The 14,588-nt window shown below is 44.6% G+C and carries 21 protein-coding genes; all 21 read left to right on the forward strand.

Going from position 1 to position 14,588, the window contains the following annotated elements; genetic code table 11:
* Window positions 1-40: 40 nt before the first annotated feature.
* The 21 genes from ABZP26_RS01970 to ABZP26_RS02070 all read left to right on the forward strand — a co-directional run bounded on the left by ABZP26_RS01970 (window position 41) and on the right by ABZP26_RS02070 (window position 14,587).
* Window positions 41-964, forward strand: coding sequence for a GPO family capsid scaffolding protein (locus ABZP26_RS01970; RefSeq protein ID WP_368485299.1), 924 nt, complete (start codon window positions 41-43; stop codon window positions 962-964).
* A 54-nt stretch (window positions 965-1,018) separates the two neighbouring features.
* Window positions 1,019-2,047 carry a phage major capsid protein, P2 family gene (locus ABZP26_RS01975; RefSeq protein WP_215522028.1) on the forward strand — a complete coding sequence of 343 codons (1,029 nt, stop codon included), beginning with the start codon at window positions 1,019-1,021 and terminating at the stop codon, window positions 2,045-2,047.
* A gap of 68 nt (window positions 2,048-2,115) precedes the next feature.
* Window positions 2,116-2,685 (forward strand): hypothetical protein, encoded by a 570-nt coding sequence (locus tag ABZP26_RS01980; RefSeq protein WP_368485300.1) that lies wholly within the window; start codon window positions 2,116-2,118, stop codon window positions 2,683-2,685.
* A gap of 47 nt (window positions 2,686-2,732) precedes the next feature.
* Entirely contained in the window at window positions 2,733-3,344 is a 612-nt protein-coding gene (gpM, locus tag ABZP26_RS01985) for a phage terminase small subunit (RefSeq protein WP_368485607.1), read from the forward strand.
* A gap of 109 nt (window positions 3,345-3,453) precedes the next feature.
* Window positions 3,454-3,906 carry a head completion/stabilization protein gene (locus ABZP26_RS01990; RefSeq protein WP_368485301.1) on the forward strand — a complete coding sequence of 151 codons (453 nt, stop codon included), beginning with the start codon at window positions 3,454-3,456 and terminating at the stop codon, window positions 3,904-3,906.
* The gene (locus ABZP26_RS01995) at window positions 3,903-4,385 is read left to right on the forward strand and encodes a phage tail protein (RefSeq protein ID WP_368485302.1); all 483 of its coding nucleotides are present in this window, start codon (window positions 3,903-3,905) and stop codon (window positions 4,383-4,385) included. The genes ABZP26_RS01990 and ABZP26_RS01995 overlap by 4 nt, the downstream gene beginning before the upstream one ends.
* Window positions 4,382-4,561, forward strand: coding sequence for a hypothetical protein (locus tag ABZP26_RS02000; RefSeq protein WP_368485303.1), 180 nt, complete (start codon window positions 4,382-4,384; stop codon window positions 4,559-4,561). Before ABZP26_RS01995 ends, ABZP26_RS02000 begins: the two co-directional genes overlap by 4 nt.
* Window positions 4,562-4,564: 3 nt before the next feature.
* Window positions 4,565-6,157, forward strand: coding sequence for a hypothetical protein (locus ABZP26_RS02005; protein WP_368485304.1), 1,593 nt, complete (start codon window positions 4,565-4,567; stop codon window positions 6,155-6,157).
* Window positions 6,158-6,212: 55 nt separating this feature from the next.
* Entirely contained in the window at window positions 6,213-6,509 is a 297-nt protein-coding gene (locus tag ABZP26_RS02010; RefSeq protein WP_368485305.1) for a hypothetical protein, read from the forward strand.
* On the forward strand, window positions 6,509-7,165 hold the full coding sequence (locus tag ABZP26_RS02015) for a phage virion morphogenesis protein (protein ID WP_368485306.1): 657 nt from the start codon (window positions 6,509-6,511) through the stop codon (window positions 7,163-7,165). Before ABZP26_RS02010 ends, ABZP26_RS02015 begins: the two co-directional genes overlap by 1 nt.
* 4 nt (window positions 7,166-7,169) lie before the next feature.
* Entirely contained in the window at window positions 7,170-8,276 is a 1,107-nt protein-coding gene (locus tag ABZP26_RS02020) for a DUF2586 domain-containing protein (RefSeq protein ID WP_368485307.1), read from the forward strand.
* Between the two features lie 11 nt (window positions 8,277-8,287).
* On the forward strand, window positions 8,288-8,737 hold the full coding sequence (locus ABZP26_RS02025; RefSeq protein ID WP_368485308.1) for a phage protein: 450 nt from the start codon (window positions 8,288-8,290) through the stop codon (window positions 8,735-8,737).
* A gap of 12 nt (window positions 8,738-8,749) precedes the next feature.
* Window positions 8,750-8,950, forward strand: a complete 201-nt coding sequence (locus tag ABZP26_RS02030) for a TraR/DksA C4-type zinc finger protein (protein WP_368485309.1) — start codon at window positions 8,750-8,752, stop codon at window positions 8,948-8,950.
* 4 nt (window positions 8,951-8,954) lie between these two features.
* On the forward strand, window positions 8,955-9,506 hold the full coding sequence (locus ABZP26_RS02035; RefSeq protein WP_368485310.1) for a pesticin C-terminus-like muramidase: 552 nt from the start codon (window positions 8,955-8,957) through the stop codon (window positions 9,504-9,506).
* A gap of 2 nt (window positions 9,507-9,508) precedes the next feature.
* Window positions 9,509-9,898, forward strand: coding sequence for a 3TM-type holin (locus tag ABZP26_RS02040; protein WP_089368145.1), 390 nt, complete (start codon window positions 9,509-9,511; stop codon window positions 9,896-9,898).
* Window positions 9,898-10,140, forward strand: a complete 243-nt coding sequence (locus tag ABZP26_RS02045) for a hypothetical protein (protein WP_024603005.1) — start codon at window positions 9,898-9,900, stop codon at window positions 10,138-10,140. The genes ABZP26_RS02040 and ABZP26_RS02045 overlap by 1 nt, the downstream gene beginning before the upstream one ends.
* Before the next feature lie 44 nt (window positions 10,141-10,184).
* Entirely contained in the window at window positions 10,185-10,451 is a 267-nt protein-coding gene (locus ABZP26_RS02050; RefSeq protein ID WP_215522035.1) for a putative phage tail assembly chaperone, read from the forward strand.
* Between the two features lie 188 nt (window positions 10,452-10,639).
* Window positions 10,640-12,433, forward strand: coding sequence for a phage tail tape measure protein (locus ABZP26_RS02055; protein ID WP_368485311.1), 1,794 nt, complete (start codon window positions 10,640-10,642; stop codon window positions 12,431-12,433).
* On the forward strand, window positions 12,430-12,765 hold the full coding sequence (locus tag ABZP26_RS02060) for a DUF2590 family protein (protein ID WP_368485312.1): 336 nt from the start codon (window positions 12,430-12,432) through the stop codon (window positions 12,763-12,765). Before ABZP26_RS02055 ends, ABZP26_RS02060 begins: the two co-directional genes overlap by 4 nt.
* Entirely contained in the window at window positions 12,765-13,961 is a 1,197-nt protein-coding gene (locus ABZP26_RS02065; RefSeq protein WP_368485313.1) for a baseplate J/gp47 family protein, read from the forward strand. Before ABZP26_RS02060 ends, ABZP26_RS02065 begins: the two co-directional genes overlap by 1 nt.
* Complete coding sequence (locus ABZP26_RS02070; protein ID WP_290187297.1) at window positions 13,958-14,587, forward strand: hypothetical protein; 630 nt, start codon at window positions 13,958-13,960, stop codon at window positions 14,585-14,587. The genes ABZP26_RS02065 and ABZP26_RS02070 overlap by 4 nt, the downstream gene beginning before the upstream one ends.
* The last annotated feature ends 1 nt before the right edge of the window (window position 14,588 follow it).

The following is a 14,588-nucleotide window of genomic DNA, read 5'->3' on the forward strand; positions in this document are numbered from 1 at the left end:
CTATGCTGCGTTTAAATATTAAGTAACGCTGGGCTAAGTAATGGCAAAACAATCAGGTTGGGTAATAGCAGCAACAGAAGGTGCAACGGTAGACGGGCGCACCATTTCAAAAGAGTGGATCACTCAAATGGCTGCATCGTATTCGGTTGATGAATACACCGCGCTTATTTGGCCTGAGCATTTTCGTTCAAGTTGGGGCCCAAGCGAGGGCAAAAACTGGGGCACTGTTGACGAAGTAAAAGCCGCTAAACAAGGGGGCAAATTACGCCTGTTTGTAAAAATTACCGCTAACGACTACCTACTAGCTGCCAATAAAGACGGCCAAAAGCTGTTTATGTCTATCGAGCCAAACCCCGATTACAAAAGCGAAGGGCGCTGCTACTTACAAGGCCTTGCTGTTACCGACTCGCCAGCCAGTTCTGGCACCAGCCGCTTAAAATTCTCTATTGGTGATAACGAAGTAAATCACGAATATAGCCAACTCGAAACGCTACAACACAGTGACTTTATTACCACCAATAGCGAACCAACTACCCCAAATAGCAAACAAGCCAAAGCGCAAAGCTTAATGGCGCAACTATTTAGCTTATTTTCTAGTGATCAGCAGCCAGCCGATCAGCAAGATGAAATCACCGAGGAAGACACCATGAAACAAGAACAGTTTGACGCCCTCATGGGCAAGTTTGACGGATTAGAAACCAAGGTGACCGACCTTGAAACTAAATTCAGCAAGCCACCAAAAGCCGAAGAAACCCCGCCAGTTGAAGAGCCAAAAGACGACGAGCCTGAAAACGATAAAACCGCAGCAGGCGTAACCGCTGAGCAGTTTAGCCAGCTAATGGAAAAAATGGACGGCTTTAGCAAAAAAGTAGACGGCATAGAAACCAAATTTAAAGCCCTTAGCGAAGAGCAACAAGGCCAAGAGCCCGACCCAGTAGGCGGCGAAACTATAGACCTGGTTTAACCAAGCGCTTAACCACGTTTACCTTTATTAATGCATAACAGAGCGAGATAACGCATGCAATTAAATCAAATAGCCGCTGGGTTTTTAAAACAATACTCAACGCAACTAGCTAAAACATTCGGTGTTGAAGACGTAACTAAACAGTTTGCAGTAACAGCACCAATGGAAACCAAACTACGTTCCGCGCTTTTAGAGTCGGTCGAGTTCCTGCGCATGATCACCACCATGCCAGTCGATCAACTAAGTGGCCAAGTAGTAAAAGTAGGTAACTACGGCATTGCAACAGGTCGTAAAGCCGGTGGCCGTTTTACATCAGGTCAAGGCGTTGATGGCTTTAAATATCAGTTAACAGAAACCGATTCATGTTCAGCGCTTACATGGGCGCTGTTATCTGCATGGGGTAATGCCGGTAACCAAAATGAGTTCATGAAAAAAATGAACGACAACGCAACGCACCGTTTTGCACTCGATATGCTGCGCGTTGGTTTTAATGGTACATCAATCGCCCCTACATCAGACCCAGTAGCAAACCCATTGGGCGAAGATGTAAACAAAGGCTGGCATCAAATCGTTAAAGAAAATGCGGCAGACCAAATTGTAACTGACCCTATTTACTTTAACCCAGACGCAACCGAAGCGCTTAAAGATGGCGAATACAAAACATTAGACGCCATTGTTACCGAGCTTAAAAATACGCTTATTCATCCGTCATTACGTAACGACCCACGTTTAGTGGTGCTAGTTGGTAGCGACTTAACGGCCACTGCACAAACCAAGCTAATGAACCAAGCTGACAAGCCAAGTGAGCGCGTGGCCGCTCAGCAAATGGATAAAAACATTGGCGGTATGCGCGCCTACACACCGCCGTTCTTCCCAGGTAAACGCATTGTAGTAACGATGCTAAGCAACTTGCATATTTATACGCAGCGCGGCACATCACATCGTAAGTCTGAAAATGTTGAAGACCGTAAGCAGTACGAAGACAAGTACTGGCGTAACGAAGGCTACGCAATTGAAGAGTTTGAAGCGTACGCCGCAATCGACGAAGCCAACATGAACATTGGCGCAGCACCAGCCGCGTAAGCGCGATTGGTAAATGCATTGCTAGGTTAACCGCCTAGCAATTAACCCATTTATAAAAGGTAAGTGCCATGAGTGCCATTGCTAATTTTAAAAAACGCCGCCTAGCTGAAAAAGCCAAGCAAAATGCGGTGGCTGAAACAGGCAAAAAGCTTGTTGATACGATGAAAGGTTTGGCTGATGAAGCCAAAGAAACCACCGCGCTTAAACTTCTCGCGCAGTTAATAGGTTGTGACGAATCAAAAGCCATTGAAACCGCGCAACAATACGTTGACCAAAACATTAAACACTTTGATTTAGGTTTTGATCCCGCCGTTGAGGGCGAAGACAAAACCGCTGTTGCTGAAGTAACCCTTGATGAAAAAGGCAACATTGAAAACATTGATGTTTCACCCGTTGAAGATGCAACCGACGAGCTAAACGAAAGCATTAACACAGCAAGCAATGCCGCAGGCGACATTGAAAGCGCCGCAGATAAAGCAAGCGATGCTGCCAGCGATTTAGCCTACCAAGCCGACGATATTAACGCCGCAAATAGCGACTTAAAAGACACGGTTGAAGAACTAAAAAAGCCGTCGGCGGCGCAAGAATCCTCCAATTCAAAGAGCAAAGCCAAGCAAAAAAACAGCTTGAAAAAGTAAGCCTAACAGGCAAAGGACAATACGCCCCAAGCCTGCACTTACAGCTCATTGAATTAGAAGACGACTTAAAACGCTTAAAAAGCTATGTAACCCGCGCCGACAAAGTCGCTCACAAACGTGATGTGTTATTGCCAAAGTGGTTACCCATTGTTGAAGACTACTTAGCAAAAAAAGGAAAGCAAAATGAAGACAACCCGATTTATGCTTATTGCACTGTGTGGCTGTTTGACGTTGGCAATTTCGCTCGCGGTATTGAATTTGGGTTACGGGCCATTGAGCTTAACCAGCCCATGGCTAGCAGCATTCGCCGCCAGTGGCCTGGTTTTATCGCCGACACTGTTTTTGACTGGGCAAGCACCCAAGCAGAAAAAGGCAACAGCATTGAGCCTTATTTCGGCCAAGTGTTTAAGTGCGTTGCGAACACATGGAAATTACCTGAGCAAGTTACAGCTAAGTACTACAAGTTTGCGGGCCTTGCGTTACTGCGCAGAAAAAACGGCGACGTTTCGCCATCGCATGTGGGCGACGTGCAGCGCTTACAACAAGCAGATGGCTACTTAGCCAAAGCCGCCGAACTGCATAAACACGCACAAGTTAAAACAGTAAGAAACAAAATAGCCATGAGATTAAGAGCCATTGCCGAGCTAAACGCTCAGTAATAGCCAAAGCTCCAAACCCTCCAGTGCACTAGCCGAGCGTTTAACGGGCGACCGTTAATAACCGCGTCGACGCTAACTGCACTGAACCCAAATTGAATAGGTATGTGGTATGTCATTTGGATACGAAGCAACAGCACAAAACAGCATTGAAATAGATGCTCAAAGCGGCTGGCCAGAACTAAGCACTGGCGAGTTTCGTGATCATCGCCGCATACCTGAGTTTTACGAAGAAACCGTAATAGCCGACTCGTTAAACCGCAGCGCATTAGAAGTACAACAACAGCTAAGTAACTTTTTCATGAAACAAGCAGACACGGACGTCACTTTTACGCTTGTTAATGGTGTGCCTAATTTTAACGATAAACAACAAAGTGTTTACCGTGGCGCCGTGTATGCCCGTTCGCATGCCGATTTAATGGGGTACTTTTCAGCGGTTGACCAAAAAGACGCAGGCAACAACAAAGCCGATAGCGTTGATCAGCAAGATGCCATATTAGCGCAGTCTAACCGCAGTATTCGTTTATTGCTTGGCCTTGGCCGCGCCGGAGTGCACACGCTATGAGCCAAACTATTACCCAATTACAGCAACTAACCGACTTTTTAAACACCAGTTTAAAAGGGGCTATTCACACCAACAACATAGATGCCTGGCAAGAACGTGGCACCTTAATAATAAGCGGTGAAGACAAAGGGCAAGACGGTTACCTAGTTGCTAAGTGGAAACACACCGGCGTAATAGCCATTGAAAAATTTCCACATCGCAAAATAAACCCGTACAACTTGCTTGCCCTTATTGCCGCATTTTTAACAGATAGCAACTGGCCACGCGACGAATACGCCCTAGACGACCCTGAAATAGACATAGACGTAGTAAGCAAAGACAACGCCACCGTACTGATAGACGTGCAACTACTAGACGACATTGAGCTAATACCCGCCGACAACGGCCCTATTTTATTTAATGGCGCGCGTTATTACGTATCGCTAGCGCCAATTAGCATTGCCGAAGACGTAGACGTAAATATTAAGGGGCAATCATGAGCGGCTTATATTCACCCATTTTAGAACAAGCAGGGTTTTTAAAGCGCAAAGCCGCTGATGCGCAACAAACTGAGAATTACACTTGGTTTAATGCCGATTTCACATGGAGCAAAACAGCTGATGCGCCACAAACTGAAAATTACACTTGGTTTGATGCCAATTTCACATGGAGATAAATAATGAGCAACGTAGTTAAATTTACAACGAACAACGTACCTGCTGGGCTTAATTCAATGTATGTAAGGGTTGAAGAAGACGTATTGACGCAGGGTGTACGTAGCGTCTTGTATTCAGGTGTTGCGACTGTGAATGGTAACGCTATCGAAGTAAATATTGGTGAGAATGGCGTGGTTGGTAACGGTGCTATTGTATCCGCTGATAACTACACATCGGGTGGTGCGGCGTTTAAAGCTGTATATGGGCATACAGTTATTGAAGCTGGCGGGGGCGTAGTACCAGTTCTTAAAACTTACGATACCGTTGTTGGTGTTGGTGATTCAATTACTGCTGGGGAGTACGATCTTTCTGGCGGTCAATACGATAACCCATATAGAGGTATAAATTTCAGAACTGGCGCACAATACGGAACCACTCTTTTTCAAATGATAGAAAATGTAACAGACTTCACCAGCCAAGCAGAAGGGAGAACGTTATTTATTGTTAGAGCAGGTATAAACGACTGTAACACTTACCTAAGTGCTGGAGGTGTTGGTGATGGTGATGCTGGTAGCGTGCTGGCTTGGAGCGACTTATCTCCATCAGATCAAGAATTAACACTTAATAGGTATCGACAACTAATATCCTTACTTCAAGAAGTTGGTGATGTTGCACTGAGTACTATTACATATTGTGACGCCAAAGGACAATTACTGCCGCTACCAGACAAAGGAAGATATTTACACAGTGGTAGCTGGAATGATAACACTACAGTACCACTCTGTCAGGAATTAACCCCAGATTGGTTTAATCTAGAAACAGGTAGACCTATTTTAGATTATTATCAAGTTACATATGATAATCCAAACTCACTAGATAGTGATAATTTGCATTTCTATGATGACCGTACTTTTATTGTTCCAGAAGGCTTAGGGTATTCTGATGGTCCAGGATCTTACACAATAAGAGAGGAGACATTAAAACAGCTTGGTGAAAACACAACAATGTCACCAACCCCATTTGATAACAGCAGGTACGCCGACAGGATTCTTGTCAACATAGGAAGGGGTAATGGACTTGATGGAAGACCATCATTTCAAAGATGGGCAAATAATTTAACCGTTAGCTCTGCAAATGAACTGTATGAGAACTTGCAGTCTTATAATGGTGCAACATCAATAAGTATGCAAGTTAATTTTAGCAGTAACGGATCATTGAGAACTAATCTATTCACAGAAGAGCAGGTTTGGGATGAAGGAGCTGGAGATACGAATTGTTGTAGCTCTGGCATAGGATCAAATAGTTCTGGTAATCATATAATTGAATTTAACGGATTGACAAAGGGTACTGTCAGTGTGGTTGGGATAGATAGCTCTGAAGGTAATGGAAGTTTTTATGACCCTACAGCAAGGACTGTTTTTGAAATAGTTGATGACAATGGACTCAGAACTATCGAGGTAGGTAGTTCGATAAATGGACAGTCAGTTACTATACAAGATTGCATTGCTAACGTTGATTTTGACTCTTCAATAAATGGATTTTTATCTATAAGACCAACGCCTTCTACTGGTTCAACATATGGATCGCTGAATGCTATCTGCATAGATTTAGAGTAAACAAAACCCACCGCATTAATTTGCGGTGGCATTTAACACATTGAGGAATTAACCAATGTCTAAAAATAGACCAAACATTACGGTTAAACCAAATATAGCTAACGACGTAATAGCCCTACTTAATGCACAACAAGGGTGGGATGCCGTGCCGGTAGGTACAGCGTTGTTTATTCAAAACAAAGGCAGTGTGCCTATTTTTGTTCACGAAACAGCAGGCGAGCCCACATCGTTTGATGGCGGCATAGGTATTTATTACACCGGCTGGGGAATCGAAACAGATGCCGACGCGCCAGGTGTAAAAATTACCTTTAAAGGCACAAGCGATATAACCGTAGGTGTAAAGGTAATTTAATGAGCCTAATTATAACGCCCAATAGCAAACAAGCATTAAGCGCTAAACAACAGTTGCAGCTACTGGCGTTACCACCGGCTAAACGCATTAGGCTATTAAAAAAATTAGGCCGCTATGAGCGTAAGCTTGCGCGCCAACGCATACGCATACAAACCACGGTAAACGGTAAAAAGTTTGCAGGGCGCAGCGACGGCAAAAAAACCAAAGTGCTTAAACGCATGGGTAAAACACTAGAACCCTATGTAAAGGGCAGTAACCGCCTAGAGCTTAAACATAAATCACCTTTGGTGGGCAAAGTTGCAGCGCTACACCAAGAGGGTGGCACAGAGCGAATGACTGCCAGCCGCATGGCCCGTATTCATGGCAAACCAGATTACAAAGCGCCGTGTACCCGAAGCCAAGCAAAAGCGTTAGCAGCTGAGGGTTACAAAGTACGTAGGGCAAAAGGCAAAGGCTACCGCCGCGCCACTATTAAAGAAATTACAGGCAGCTTAACTCATGGCAAAGCCACATTAGTGTTAAGTGAGTTACGCGGCCAAAAAAGCCGTAAAAGCTGGCAAATACCGGTAAAAGCGCGACCGTTTTTAGGCGATACAACCACCAACGTACAGCGCGAACTGGCAACAATATTAAACCAACTCAATAAACGAGGATAAACACATGTCACTAGGTAAAGTGCAAGTTAACAATTTGAATTTAGGGCAAGGTGACATCCAAGGTGTTGAGCGACACTTCTTGTTTGTTGGCCGTGCAGGTTCGGTTGATGAAGAAAGCCAATTATTTAGCATTGGCGCTAAAACCGACTTAGAAAAAACCTTTGCAGATAGCCCACTGCGCGATCAGCTTATTGCTGCGCAATTAAATGCAGGCCAAAACTGGACAGCAGCGGTTTACCCAATGGCCGAACAGGAAACCATTGTAGATGCTATTGACCGCGCCAACGAAGTACAAAGCTTTGAAATGGTGGTGGTATGTGCTGAGCAAACAGCAGGCGCAGAAATCACCGCTATTCATGATCACTTAGAATCATTAAAAGCCAAACTTGGCCGCTTTGTATCGGCATTGGTTGCCGTGCCTGGTATTGATGCAGCTACGCAAACATGGCCAACCTATGAAGCCGCAACCATTGCATTGCAAGCCGATATTGCGGCGCACTTAGTGGTGCCCGTACCGCAATTACACGGTAATAACGTTGGCGTATTAGCAGGGCGATTATGTGATCGCAGCGTAAGCATTGCCGACAGCCCCATGCGCGTAGCAACGGGCAGTGTGTTAGGCCTAGGCGCGGCACCGGTTGACAGCGAAAACGAGCCGCTATCTCTTGCCACACTAGAAACCCTAGCAAATAAACGCATGAGCGTACCGCAGTGGTACAGCGATTTTGAGGGTGTTTATTGGAGCGATGCCCAAACGCTCGACGCCGCAGGCGGTGACTACCAATACCTTGAGCATTTACGCCCCGTGCATAAAGCCAGCCGCGAAGTGCGCGTGTTAGCTATTCGCCGTGTTGCAAACCGCGCGCTTAATTCAACGCCTAACAGCATTGAGCTAAATAAGTCATATTTTATGAAACCGCTGCGCGCTATGAGCAAAAGCACCACCATTTTAGGCACACAGTTTCCGGGTGATATTAAGCCGCCAGTAGAGGGCGATGTAAATATTGTATGGACCACAAACAAAGCGGTGGTTATTTACTTGGTTGTTCGCCCTTACAACTCACCGAAAGAAATTACCGTCAACATCATGCTTGATTTAAGCAGCAACTAGGAGCACTAACCATGCGTTTATCTGGAATTAATTTTAACGTGAACTTGGGTGACATTATGGTCCAAGTTGACACGGCATCACTGGCTATTACCGACAATAGCGCCGTGAGCCAAACAAGTGGCGTGCCTGATGGTTTTGTTGATGGCGATGTAGCGGCCAGCGGTGAGCTGTCGGTTAACGCAAGTAACTTTGCGCTTATATCGGATGCGGCAAAAAGTGCAGGTTCGTGGCGTGGCATGGAACCGTTCGACATTATGTTTTATGCAAAAACCAGTAAAGACGAGCTAAAAGTAGAAGCGTTTGGTTGCCGCATTAAGCTAAGCGACATTTTAGACATAGACAAAAAAGGTGGCCAAGCCAGCTTGTTTAAAATTCCGTTTGATGTAACCGACCCCGACTTTGTAAAAATCAACGGTGTGCCGTACTTACGCGCCGAAGAAATTGAAAACATAGTGCAATAGGGTAGTTAGTAAATGGATGATCTAGACCACCTAGTAATTGCACAGGAACGCGCTGAAAAACGTTTTGTTGATCAGCGCTTAAACGGACTTAACAACAGCGGCGTGCTCAGTGCAACGGATTGCATTGATTGCGGCGACCCAATACCAAAAGAGCGGCAAAAAGCGATAAAAGGTGTGCAGCGCTGTGTACCGTGCCAATCGTTAAGCGAGTAGCAAAATGAACAATATCAAAGTGAATTTTAAGTTTATCGCCGCACTGGAAGGTGGCCCACAGCTATCTGGCTATGTGCCCGATCCTAAACATTCTAATTCGGGGGTTACTATTGCCACCGGCTTTGATATTGGCCAATGCGATGAAGCGGCACTTAAGTACTTATTGCCCGAATTTATTGCTAATAAATTAAAGCGTTTTTGCTTATTAAAAGGCGAGCAAGCATTAAAAGCATGTAAGCAAAACCCGCTTAACATTAACGAAAATGAAGCAACCATTATTGATTTATGCGTTAAGCAGCAATCAACCGATTACCTAGTTGCTACTTACAACAAGCATTCAGCCATTAAGTTTGAGCAACTGCCAGAACCTATGCAAACCGTTATTGCGTCGGTGGCATTTCAATATGGCAATTTAGCAAAGCGTTGCCCTAACTTTTGGCGCACGGCCATAACCCAAAATACGCAAGCCATGATTGACGAACTGGTTAACTTTGGCGACCGATACACAACGCGCCGCTGGCGTGAAGCTACTTATTTACAACAAGCGGAGTGCTGATCATGGGCTGGTTTTCAAAAGTATTTAATGGCAACCCAATAGAAGCCATTGGCAAAGCGGGTGATGCGTTATTCACATCAGACGAAGAACGCCAGCAGCTAAGCAACGATTTAGCAGAGATTCAGCAAAAACCCCTGCTAATGCAAGCGCTAGCAAATACCCATGCAGCACAACACCGCTCAACCTTTGTAGCAGGTGCTCGGCCATTTTTACTCTGGGTGTGCGGTTTTGGCTTTTTGTTTACCTTTTTAATAAACCCTATTTTACAATGGATTATGCCAGAAGCCGGAACGCCAGAACTGCCAACCGATGTAATGATGGAGTTAACGCTGGCTTTACTTGGCTTAGCAAGCTTAAGGACAGTCGAAAAAATTAAAGGAGTAGCTAAGTAATGGCAGAAAATAAAGCTGATGGCTGGCATGTAAAAAAAGAAGTGAATATAGCGCATGTGCTAACAACCTTAATTGTGATTGTTAGCGGGTTTTGGTTTTTTGCTGATTTAGATAAACGCATCGACACCAATGCACAAGAGCTAAAGCACGTAAAACTAATGCGAGCCGAGTCTCAAAAAATGTTTGAGAAACGGCTAGATAGCATGGATGCAAAGTTAGACAAGCTGTTAGAAAAAATGTAACGAATTAAACACTTAAAATATTAACTAAATCTAAGGAATAACCCATGAAACAAGCAATTATATTAACCATCGCCGCGACTGATTTTACTTTCAACATGACAGTGCAAGATCACAGCGACTTTGTAGACTCGGTAGCACGTGGCGGCTCTATGACTGCAGCATCACACAACATGGTAATGCGCACCATTGCCGACGAGCAAAAGCCAGCGCTTAAAAAAGTGCTTGAAGCGTCGCCAGGTTCTGAGCTGCAAATTGCATCAACGCTAAAAGCTGAGTTTTCGCCAGTGTTGGAAATTGCCGTAAAAAAATAGAAGGGCTGATTGATTCAATCGACTCGAATCAGCTTGAACAACTGTTTATTTTACGCCGTCATTTATTACCGCATGAAAATGACGACGAGCAAAGTTTAGCCCGCGCTGGTTGGTTGTATAAAAACCAGCGCGAAAACTTAGAAAACGTAATAACCAATGCTGTGTGCAAAGCCTTTGGGGGCAAGTAAATGAGTTTACCGCAACCGCTAATGTTTACCGTTGGCATGATTGACCAAATAACAAAGCCTATTGCCAAAGTAAGCAATAGCTTAAATGGGTTAACCAACGACTATCAACGCGGCACCATGAAAATGGCGTCGGGCGTTGCGGGTATTGCGGCCAGTGGTTATGCACTACAAAACGCACTCATGCCAGCCATAGAAATGGATCGCGCATTGGGCGAGGTTAAATCGCTTGGCGTGCGCGAATCGGCACTAAAGCAACTAACCGATACCTCTTACGAATTTGCGCTTAAGTACGGCAAGTCGTCGACTGAATTTGTTAAATCTAGCTACGACATACAAAGCGCCATTGCAGGCCTTAACGATGCTGACTTATCAGCGTTTACGTTATCAGGGAACGTGCTTGCTGCAGCCACCAAAGCGGACGCTGCCACCATCACAGATTATATGGGTACCATGTATGGCACATTTAAAAATGAAGCCGAATCAATGGGCAAAGGCGAATGGGTACAACAATTAACAGGCATGACAGCTACCGCAGTTCAAGTATTTAAGACTGACGGTAAAAAAATGGCTGATGCATTCAAAGGAATGAGTGGCGCATCCAAAGAAGCGTTAAGCGATCAGATGGCAATACTCGGTACGCTACAGTCAACACTTGGCGGAGGTGAGTCAGCAACACAATACAAAGCATTCTTGGGCGGAGCTGCAAAAGCTCAAGAAAAGTTAGGGATGAACTTTACTGATCAGTATGGAAAGTTATTACCAACAATAGAAATATTAGAAAAATTAAAAGGTAAGTATGGTGATTTAACAATAGCTTCAGACAGGCTAGAAATAAAAGAGGCATTTGGAACTGATCAAGCATTAGGGTTTATTGATTTGCTTTCGAAAGATACAGATGCATTAAGAGTAAATATGGACGCTTTGGGTAAAGTTAAAGGTATGGAGCAAGCTGAAAAAATGGCTTCAGCAATGACCGACCAAAGCGAGCGTTTAAGCCAAAGTTGGTATGTAATACGTGCAGCGTTAGGCTCTGCGATTTTGCCAGCCTTTAACGACTTTGTGGGCTTAATTGCCGACATGGGATCAGGCGTCTTAAGTTTTACAGAAGAGTTCCCAACATTAACAAAATGGCTTGGTTATGCCGCTGTTGGTGTGCTGGCATTCGTAGCCGCAGGCGGATTAATTTCTGTTGTAATGGGAGCTTCAATAATGGCCATGACTGCGTGGAGCGCCATCATAAAAACAGGGAAATGGCTAAATGCTGCGTGGACTGCATCAGTAACGGTCATGCGAGCCGCAATGTTTGCTTTAAACCTAGTAATGGCCGCAAACCCTATTTTATTAATTGTTGCGGGAATTACTTTAGCAATAGCCGCCGTGGGCGCACTGATTTATTACTGGGATGACCTAAAAGCCAGCTTTGCTGATATTAGCTGGGTAAACGTGTTACTCACTGGCCTTGAATACGCATGGAAAGCCGTAGAGTTTTTATTCGCACCATTGCTATGGGCAATTGAAGAACTAGCAAGCCTAGCGGGCATTGAAATAGACACCAGTTTTGAAGGTGTAAAAGGTTTAATTGGCCTAGAGAAAGTGCCAGCCACACAACCACAAGCTAGCAGCATCCCAAGCATTGCGGCCATTTCCCCAGTGCAAAGCAGAGTTGAACGCGGCGGTATTACCCAGCAAATTAGCAACGCTAACCAACAAAAATCAACTCACATTGCCAGCGTAACGATTAACCCAGCCAAAGGCGATACCAATTACATGAACTTTGTTGAGATGCACTCATGAGTATTTACCGCGATTTACAAATTAAACATGGCGACGTGGTGTTAGATGCAGGGCACAACCCCATGTATTTAACCGATCGTGATGTGATTGCCCAAGACATTGTGCACGCAATTTTAGACACAGGCCTTGCAAACTTATTAGTAAGCGAGCGAGGAACAGGCGTTACACAAGATACCCAAACACAAATAAAGCTACTGGTTGAAGATGATGTGCGCATTATGCCAGGCACGGTAAAAGTTGAGCAAAACGAGAATCAAAAAGGCCAATGGTGGGTACATGCTAAAACCATCGAATTTGGCGCTATTTCATCATTGATCATAGAGGCGCAATAATGGCTGATTTAACCCCAATAATTGACTTTAAACGCATTGTAGAAAAAGCGGGTATACCCACCACCGAAGAGGGCTGGAAAACGCTATTTAAACAAGACGTAGATGAAAGCGGCAGTATTATTGCTAACGACTCGCCTTATTCACCATTTTGGCGACTTATTAGCGCGATTGTGGCAAAGCCTGCCACATGGGTAGTGAACAAAATATTAATTGAAAAAATACTCCCTAATCTGTTTTTGCAAACGGCCACTGATAGCGAGTTTATTGAAGCCAAAGCATGGGAGCACGACCTAACGCGTAAAAGTGAAGAGCGAGCACATGGCAAAGTGCGATTTAATCGCGCAGCAATTACAGGCCCAGGTTTATTAATTAGTGCTGGCACGGTAATACAAACCGACGCGATAAATGGCACAGTTTACCGTGTGCTAACGGTTGATGATGTAATTTTACCTGAAAACCAAGCAAGCGTATTAGTGCCTGTTGTTGCCGAAAATGCAGGGTCAGCATACAACCTAGGCGCAGGTTATTACCATATTTTACCTGAGTCAGTAACGGGTATTGCCAGTGCAGTTAATGATGAAAACTGGCTTGATGCGCTTGGCGCTGATGCCGAGACAAACCAAGATTTAAAACTACGCACCCGTAACGCATTTACCGCTGCAGCGCCTTGGCACATTGACGCCGTTTATCGCGCTATTTTAACCCAGCGCAGTGGCCTTGATACCGACAATATATTTTTTGAACACGATGCACCGCGTGGCCCTGGTACTGCCAATGCCTATATTTTGTTAGACACAGGTACACCCAGCCAAAGCTTAATTGATGATTTAAACGAATACGTAATGGAAAAAGGCTTCCATGGTCATGGCGACGATTTACAAGTAATTGCCATGCCAGGTGTAAATGTGAGTGTAGGTGTAACTGTTTACCCGCATGGCTATTTATTAGCGACCCAAGTAACCGCATTACTAACAAACGTTGAAAACTTTATACGCAGTGCGTTTAGAGAAAACACAGATTACACAGTGACTAAAACACAGCCAGCCAGCCGCTTTAGCTTTAGCCGATTAAGCCAAGAGTTACATAGAGAGTTTGACGGTATTGACTCACTAAATTGGCATCAAACCGATATAACCAGCCAAAACAATGTACCGCGCTTAAACACGTTAACCATTGAAAACGGTAATGCACTATGAACATAAACTGGCAAGCGCTAACTAAAATGCCGTACTGGCTAGCTCGTCCAGCAAGTGAGCTGGATAAACTACGCCAAGCCGCTGTTATTTATTGGCAGCGTGTAGCCGACATGCTGGCATGGCCTGCAAAGCAACTTGACCCAATGACCGCCGAACTTGAGTTGGTTAATTTGCTCGCATGGGAGCGAGACATTACCCAAATACCTAACGAAACAGAGCTGATGTACAGAACGCGCGTTAAGTATGCTTTGCCATTTGCTAAAGGGGCAGGGAGCAAAAGCGGCTGGCTTGATATGTTTGAAAAGCTCGGTATGCCATGGATAACCATTGATGAGCGAATAAGCGTTGCAGATTGGGACGTTGTAAGCCTGCAATTGCTAGATACAGACTTAGGCGAACGCCAAAATTTAATAAATGCATTATGCCGCCAATATGGGCGAACGACTCGTCGTTATGAATACGTGACTATTGCAAAGCAAACGCTAGTTGCACCAATTAGATATTTTGAAGGCGATAGTGACTTTTCTGTTGCCACGTTATGCACAAACTTATTACCAGCAAACCGATTTATGACGATGGACAGCCAAGCTGAATTTACCGTCGCGCATGTTAAACAGGAGTACTAAA

The sequence above is a fragment of the Pseudoalteromonas sp. SD03 genome (assembly GCF_040937955.1).
In the GTDB taxonomy this organism is placed as follows: Bacteria; Pseudomonadota; Gammaproteobacteria; order Enterobacterales; family Alteromonadaceae; genus Pseudoalteromonas; species Pseudoalteromonas tetraodonis.

Bases quoted from the DNA above. Each gene is read 5' to 3' on its own strand.
- ABZP26_RS01970 (WP_368485299.1), top strand. From the start codon at position 41: ATGGCAAAACAATCAGGTTGGGTAATAGCAGCAACAGAAGGTGCAACG.
- ABZP26_RS01975 (WP_215522028.1), top strand. From the start codon at position 1,019: ATGCAATTAAATCAAATAGCCGCTGGGTTTTTAAAACAATACTCAACG.
- ABZP26_RS01980 (WP_368485300.1), top strand. From the start codon at position 2,116: ATGAGTGCCATTGCTAATTTTAAAAAACGCCGCCTAGCTGAAAAAGCC.
- ABZP26_RS01990 (WP_368485301.1), top strand. From the start codon at position 3,454: ATGTCATTTGGATACGAAGCAACAGCACAAAACAGCATTGAAATAGAT.
- ABZP26_RS01995 (WP_368485302.1), top strand. From the start codon at position 3,903: ATGAGCCAAACTATTACCCAATTACAGCAACTAACCGACTTTTTAAAC.
- ABZP26_RS02000 (WP_368485303.1), top strand. From the start codon at position 4,382: ATGAGCGGCTTATATTCACCCATTTTAGAACAAGCAGGGTTTTTAAAG.
- ABZP26_RS02005 (WP_368485304.1), top strand. From the start codon at position 4,565: ATGAGCAACGTAGTTAAATTTACAACGAACAACGTACCTGCTGGGCTT.
- ABZP26_RS02010 (WP_368485305.1), top strand. From the start codon at position 6,213: ATGTCTAAAAATAGACCAAACATTACGGTTAAACCAAATATAGCTAAC.
- ABZP26_RS02015 (WP_368485306.1), top strand. From the start codon at position 6,509: ATGAGCCTAATTATAACGCCCAATAGCAAACAAGCATTAAGCGCTAAA.
- ABZP26_RS02020 (WP_368485307.1), top strand. From the start codon at position 7,170: ATGTCACTAGGTAAAGTGCAAGTTAACAATTTGAATTTAGGGCAAGGT.
- ABZP26_RS02025 (WP_368485308.1), top strand. From the start codon at position 8,288: ATGCGTTTATCTGGAATTAATTTTAACGTGAACTTGGGTGACATTATG.
- ABZP26_RS02030 (WP_368485309.1), top strand. From the start codon at position 8,750: ATGGATGATCTAGACCACCTAGTAATTGCACAGGAACGCGCTGAAAAA.
- ABZP26_RS02035 (WP_368485310.1), top strand. From the start codon at position 8,955: ATGAACAATATCAAAGTGAATTTTAAGTTTATCGCCGCACTGGAAGGT.
- ABZP26_RS02040 (WP_089368145.1), top strand. From the start codon at position 9,509: ATGGGCTGGTTTTCAAAAGTATTTAATGGCAACCCAATAGAAGCCATT.
- ABZP26_RS02045 (WP_024603005.1), top strand. From the start codon at position 9,898: ATGGCAGAAAATAAAGCTGATGGCTGGCATGTAAAAAAAGAAGTGAAT.
- ABZP26_RS02050 (WP_215522035.1), top strand. From the start codon at position 10,185: ATGAAACAAGCAATTATATTAACCATCGCCGCGACTGATTTTACTTTC.
- ABZP26_RS02055 (WP_368485311.1), top strand. From the start codon at position 10,640: ATGAGTTTACCGCAACCGCTAATGTTTACCGTTGGCATGATTGACCAA.
- ABZP26_RS02060 (WP_368485312.1), top strand. From the start codon at position 12,430: ATGAGTATTTACCGCGATTTACAAATTAAACATGGCGACGTGGTGTTA.
- ABZP26_RS02065 (WP_368485313.1), top strand. From the start codon at position 12,765: ATGGCTGATTTAACCCCAATAATTGACTTTAAACGCATTGTAGAAAAA.
- ABZP26_RS02070 (WP_290187297.1), top strand. From the start codon at position 13,958: ATGAACATAAACTGGCAAGCGCTAACTAAAATGCCGTACTGGCTAGCT.